Here is a 5,413-nt window from a genome sequence, read left to right as displayed (position 1 = left end):
AAAACCGATGGAAAAGTGCTATACAGACATTACAGAGTTTTCTATTCCAACAAGTAATCAAAAACTATATTTATCACCAATTTTAGATGGTTATAACAGCGAGATTATAGCGTATACTCTATCGTCTTCGCCAAATTTAAAACAAGTAAAGGATATGTTAGAACAAGCTTTTAGAGAAGAAGAATACAAGAATACTATTCTCCACAGTGATCAGGGGTGGCAATACCAGCATGAGTTTTATCATAGTTTTTTAGAAGATAAGGGCATTCAGCCATCTATGTCTCGCAAGGGTAATAGTACTGACAATGGCATGATGGAATCTTTCTTTGGCATTCTTAAATCAGAAATGTTTTATGGCTATGAGCAGACATTTAAGTCTATAAAGGAACTTGAGGGGGCAATCGTCGACTATATTGATTATTACAACAACAAACGAATCAAAGTAAAATTAAAAGGACTTAGTCCTGTACAATACAGAACTAAATCCTTTGCTTAAATTAATTGTCTAACTTTTTGGGGTCAGTACACATGTCCATATATGGTATTTTTTGCTATCATCGTATACTTTTTTGCTCTCTTTTGCATAAAAAAGGCCGGAATTTCTTCCGACCTTAAGCTTGGTTAGTTTTATGCGTTTTTACGTTTGATAACGAGCATTGCTGCTGCAATACCGCTTAACGCTACGGCTACTACTGAAAGTAATCCATTTGAAGCTACCCCTGTATTAGGAAGTTCTTCTGTTGTTGAAGTTGTGACCGTTGGAGCTTCTGTTGTTTCAGAAGTTGATCCCTCTGTCGTTGTTTCTTCTGTTGTTACTGAAGTCGTCATTTCTTCTGTTGTTTCAGAAGTTGTTCCTTCTGTTGTTACTGAAGTCGTCGTTTCTTCTGTTGTTTCAGAAGTTGTTCCTTCTGTTGTTACTGAAGTCGTCGTTTCTTCAGTAGTTGTTGTTGTTGTTGTCGTGGTTGTAGTAGTTGTTGTTTCAGCTTTATTCACAACATCCTTACGAATCACACGATCAGTTGCCTCTGCAGAATTAATTGCAATCTCTTCTTCAGAAAGAACATATCCTGCTGGCGCTTTTGTTTCTTTGATTGTGTATTTTGGCTTGATTAAACCATCGAATGTTACGACACCGTTCGCATCTGAAGTAGCTGATTTTACTAGAGTACCTTCGAAGTAAAGTCCGAATTCTGCACCTTGTAATTTCTCACCAGATTCAGATTTCTTCGTTAATTCAACAGTGAAGATGTTACTCTGTGCGCTACCACCGTTTGCTTGATAAACGATTTCTGCATCCGCTACTGATTTATAACCAGTCGCGTCTTCAAATTTAGCATTATTGTTTAATGTTGTCCCATTTGCAGGCGCCCCTACTAAATCCACATCATATTTTACATAGTAACCACGGTTTGGATTAAATGGTTGTAAGTTCAATGTAAATGATTTACCGTCTGCAGAGAATTGTGGACTATAACTTGCAGTCACGTCCTCTTGGTATCCTAAACGGATTGAGTTGTCAGATGTATCTGTATACCAAATACCAGACAATACTTTAAAGCTTTCTTTGTTGATTGTTGCGTTTTCGAATTGAATCGTATCGCTAATCACTACATTTGAGAAGTTAAGGTAGTTTTGGTTGAAATAAATGATGTAGTGTAATTTGCTATCATCGTTTGGATCTTGCCAACCTGATTTTGCAAAATCTTGCGGTTCCATTCCGGCAATCCCTGTATAGTTTACGACGCCTGCATTCATTGGAGTGCGGTTCACCGTTACAGTTAATGGAATTTGTTGCGCTGTACGAACGACATTGTGGTCAACACGAACTGTCATATTGAAGTTCCCTGTAAAGCTTGCACGTTCAGTGACATAGTTTGTAAATGTCAATACGGCTTGTTTGCTTGTAGAGTCGATCGTTGCGTTAGCTACCACTTGTCCATTTCCGTCGCGAATCTCAAATGTTTTCCCAACGAACATCAATTCTTGCGGCAATTGAACCGTCGCTGTATCTCCTGGTTGCACCTCTCCGTTATTGAATGCGAAATCTGCATTCATTTGGAAGTTTTCCCAAGAGCCCACACCGTTTGTTAAAGGTCCGCCTTGGCTATTTTGCAGCGATACGTTCGTTAACACATTATCAACGACTGCAGCCTCTGTTTTGGTTTGTCCAGCATTTAAAAATAATGAAATAACTGCTAGAAAGATTGCTGTGAAGTAAAAAAAGAAATGTTTAAATTTTTTCATTCTTATCCTCCTTAAAATGATACTGTTGTATCTATTTTCACACAAACATAGGAATAACTGCCGTTTTCTCGGAAACTATCCCTTAAAGTAATTTCTTCACATAATGATTATACAATATTCGCACTCAAATTAGAATTAATAAATTGAATATTTCTTTCCAAACTTGCACCACTCCCCAAAATTAGATACACTTAGGAAAGAGTGTCGCCTTAGTGTAGTGGATATCACATGAGATTCCGGTTCTCATAACAGGGGTTCGACTCCCCTAGGCGGCTTACAAAATACTTCGCGCTACAAACATTGTTTTGTAGCGTTTTTTTATGCACAAAAAAGCCCCGAGATTTCTCTCGGGGCTTTTCGTCAAACTTTAGAAGTGATCACCTAGGTGAGATTATTCTTCTTCGTCCTCTTTTTTCTTGCCAGTCGCAAGTAATCCTAAACCTGCAAGGAGTGACATGCTTGCTGCATTGAAGACTAATGATAAGTCTTCCACACCTGTGTTAGGTAATTCTGGTTTACCTGGAGTTGGAGGTGTTTGAGGAGGTGTATTTGGTGTGTTTGGAGGAGTTACTTTGTTATTGAACTCAGTATCTTCTGGTAATCCAGCCACAGCCGTTAATACTTTACCGTCTTTCGCTACAGTTACAGTTACAGTCGCAACCATTGTATCGTAAGTTACGCCTTCTTCTGTTCCTTTCACTTCTTCAACAGTGTAAGTATAAACTCCTTCTTCGCCTCTCTTGAATGTTAAGGCAGAGAATTTAATCTTACCGTCAGCGTCGTTTGTTACTGTTTCGATAACATTTCCATCTTTGTCTTTCAATACAAAGCTGAATTCGCCAGCTTTCAGTGGACGACCTTCAAGTTTCTTAGTGAATTCGAATTCCACTTTTGTTGGGATGTTAACAACACGATTTTCAGTTGGTTTTTCTGGTTTCTCAACTGATTTCTTAGTTGGATCGTATTGGTGAACTGTTTGACTTGCAGTATTTTCGATATCTACGCCATCTTTAGCAGTTTCTTTGATTGTCGCAACAATATCAAATTTATAGTAGCGACCGAATGCGAATTTAGTAGTATCTAATACTTGTGTATCTTCAGCATCGCCTAAAGATTTCGTTAAATCAGCTTTAGATGTCGCTGTAATTAGGCCATTTTCAACTTTGATGTCGAATTTAGCAGTTACATCTTCACCAGTTACGCTGTCGTAAGCTTTAATATTGGCAACGTCAACCGTTAAGTTTTCTTCATCGTAGTTATCTGTGATTCCTACTGATTGGATGTAATCTTTGTTGTTTGCATCAAATTTAGTTGTATCTAACCAAACTTGGTAAACCACTTTGTCACCCTTCTTAAGTGTTGAAGTATTGATATTTTCAGCTTCGTTGTTGTCAGCTTTATCCGCATAAGGATCTGCTTTTGTATCTGTTACAGCATCTGTCAACTCAGCATCGTCATCTACTAACTTGTCACCAGTAGTGTCGAATTTCTCATCCTTCACAACGAATTTCTTAGGTTGGAATTCTGGAGTTTCTGGAGGAGTTACTGTGTTGTTGAACTCTTTATCAGCTGCATCTGTTACTTTCGTTACAAGGATTTTAGCAGTTCCATCGTAAGAAACTTCAACTGTGATTTCAGCTTTCATCGTATCGTAAGTTACTGTCGCATCTTTTCCAGTTACTTCTTCTACAGTGTATTTATGAGTTCCTTCGTCACCCTTCTTGAATTCAATCTTACTGAATTTAATCTTACCGTCTTTATCATTCTTAACCGTTTCGATTTCAGTACCTTCTGCATCTTTCAATACGAAGCTGAATTCGCCAGCTGCTAATTCGCGACCTTCAAGTTTCTTAGTGAAGTCAAATTCTACTTCGATCGGAACTTGGTTGACACGTTTTTCAGTTGGTTTTTCAGGAGTCTTAACTGTCTTAGACGTTGGGTCATATTGGTGAACGATTTGTGTTGCAGTATTTTCGATTTGTGAACCGCCAGCTACATCTTCTTTCACTGTTGCTACGATATCAAATTTATAGTAGCGACCGAATGCGAATTTCTCAGTATCAATTACTTGAGTATCTTCTGCATCGCCTAAAGATTTCGTTAATGAAGCTTTAGATGTCGCTTTAATGACGCCATCTTCAACTGTGATGTCGAATAAATCAGTTACATCTGCACCAGTCTTGCTGTCGTATGCTTTCACGTTCGCTGCTTCAACTGTTAATTTCGCTTCATCGTAATCGTCAGTAATACCAACTGATTGGATGTTTTGTTTTTCAGTGAAGTTATTCGTATCTAACCATACTTGGTAAACTAATTTATCTCCACGTTTAACAGTCTTCGTATTTAAGTTTTCAGCTTCGTTGTTGTCAGTAGTATCTGCATATGGATTAGCATTTGTTTCTGTAACAGCGTCTGTTAACTCTTTATCGTCATCTGCTAACTTGTCGCCAGTAATGTCGAATTTCTCATCTTTCACAACAAATTTCTTAGGTTGGAATTCTGGAGTTTCTGGAGGAGTTACTGTATTGTTGAACTCTTTATCAGGAGCATCTGTCACTTTTGTGATTAACGCTTTAGCGGTTCCGTCATATTTCACTTTAACAGTTACTTCAGCTTTCATCTTATCGTAAGTCACTGTTCCGTCTGTTCCAGCTACTTCTTCGATAGTGTACTTGTAAGTACCCGCTTGATCTTTGTTGTACTCGATTGCTTTGAACTTAACGTTTCCGTCTACATCGTTCTTCACAGTCTCGATTTCAGTTCCTTTGGCATCTTTCAATACAAATGTAAACTCATTTTCTTTCAACTCACGGCCTTCAAGTTTCTTAGTGAAGTTAAATTCTACTTCGATTGGAACGTTGATAACACGTTTTTGAGTTGGTTTTTCAGGAGTTACAACTGATTTGCTTGTTGGATCGTATTGGTGAACGATTTGTGTTGCAGTATTTTCAATATCTGCCCCGCCAGTTACGTCTTCTTTTACAGTCGCAACAATATCAAATTTATAGTAACGTCCGAATGCGAATTTAGTTGTGTCTAATACTTGAGTATCTTCTGCATCGCCTAAAGATTTTTGTAATGAAGCTTTAGATGTTGCAGTGATTACACCATTGTTTACAGTGATATCGAATAAATCAGTTACATCTGCACCAGTCTTGCTGTCGTATGC

3 protein-coding genes and 1 tRNA gene are annotated in these 5,413 nt (G+C 38.0%); 2 read left to right on the top strand and 2 right to left on the bottom strand.

Going from position 1 to position 5,413, the window contains the following annotated elements; all coding sequences use genetic code 11:
- The coding region (locus ADH02_RS01640; RefSeq protein ID WP_048781588.1) for an IS3 family transposase at positions 1 to 496 on the top strand (496 nt) is incomplete at its 5' end.
- Positions 497 to 627: 131 nt separating this feature from the next.
- Here ADH02_RS01640 and ADH02_RS01635 read toward each other — a convergent pair.
- Complete coding sequence (locus ADH02_RS01635; protein ID WP_048782044.1) at positions 628 to 2,244, bottom strand: LPXTG cell wall anchor domain-containing protein; 1,617 nt, start codon at positions 2,242 to 2,244, stop codon at positions 628 to 630.
- A gap of 203 nt (positions 2,245 to 2,447) precedes the next feature.
- On the opposite strand from ADH02_RS01635, the gene ADH02_RS01630 reads away from it, so the two are divergent.
- A tRNA-Arg gene (locus ADH02_RS01630) sits at positions 2,448 to 2,519 on the top strand.
- 116 nt (positions 2,520 to 2,635) lie between these two features.
- Here ADH02_RS01630 and ADH02_RS01625 read toward each other — a convergent pair.
- Positions 2,636 to 5,413: SspB-related isopeptide-forming adhesin (locus ADH02_RS01625; protein WP_048782042.1), on the bottom strand; the 2,778-nt coding region annotated here is incomplete at its 5' end.

Origin of the sequence: Streptococcus sp. 263_SSPC (genome assembly GCF_001071995.1) — a bacterium.
GTDB lineage: Bacteria > Bacillota > Bacilli > Lactobacillales > Aerococcaceae > Granulicatella.
Note: the sequence above shows the minus strand (reverse complement) of the source record. Positions and strands in the feature narration are given on the sequence as shown.

Excerpts from the sequence above, each read along its gene's own strand:
- ADH02_RS01635 (WP_048782044.1), bottom strand. The coding sequence starts at position 2,244 with ATGAAAAAATTTAAACATTTCTTTTTTTACTTCACAGCAATCTTTCTA.